This is a genomic window from Alcanivorax sp. HI0044, from assembly GCF_001634945.1.
The window spans coordinates 1-796 of the sequence record NZ_LWEZ01000328.1 but is presented as its reverse complement, the minus strand read 5'-3'; the positions used below and the strand labels follow the sequence as shown (position 1 = coordinate 796).

Below are 796 nucleotides of genomic sequence, written 5' to 3'. Positions count from 1 at the left end.
CGGTGGCCGCCACAGTCCAGCTGGAACCGATACTCAGGGCAATAATCGCGCAGATCAGGCAGGCCGCCGCGTAGAACAGCGACGGGTTCATCAGCTCCAGGCCAAAATAGATCAGCGACGGGACAATGCCCGCCAGCCGCCAGGTGCCAATCAGCGCGCCGACCATCAGCAGAATCAGGATGGCACCCAGCGCCACCGAGATTCCCTGTACCATGGCGGTTTCGATTTCCCGCCAGGTCAGACCGTTCTTGAACGCGATCAATGAGGCCAGGCCGGCGCAGAACAACAGGGCAATCTGGTTAGGCCCGGAAGACGCGCTGTCACCATACAGGTACACCGCCGCCGCCAGCAGGCCCACCAACACGACAATCGGCAGCAAGGCATCAAACAGGGAGGGACGGCGGTGTCGGGATTCAGTCATGGCGGCAACAGTGGGCGACAGAACGTTCGGTTATACGTGAGCAAGCGCAAGTAAGCACTTACCGCCTGTACAGAAAGCGGCGCAGTCTACCAGTGCAGCGACAGACCGGCATCACCGGTCGTCGGAGTTTCACTCGGCAAACGGCAACCGAAAACGGCCACACGACAGGCGCAGCTGGCACCAACAAGACAGCGCGTCAGGCGCTATTCGCCAGTGCCTTCAGGGCATCGCCTTCCAGACGGTAGCGCACCCACTCTGACTGGGGGCGTGCGCCCAGGCCTTCATAGAAATCGATGGCGGGCGTATTCCAGTCCAGTACGCTCCACTCGAAACGCCCGCAATCACGCTCCACGGCCAAAGCCGCCAGCCGGGCCA

General features: G+C 61.9%; 1 pseudogene. It reads right to left on the bottom strand.

Features of this window, described 5'->3' with window-relative positions:
- Positions 1 to 421 (bottom strand): annotated as a pseudogene (locus A3730_RS03945) (Na+/H+ antiporter NhaC); the annotation flags it as partial.
- Positions 422 to 796: the final 375 nt, after the last annotated feature.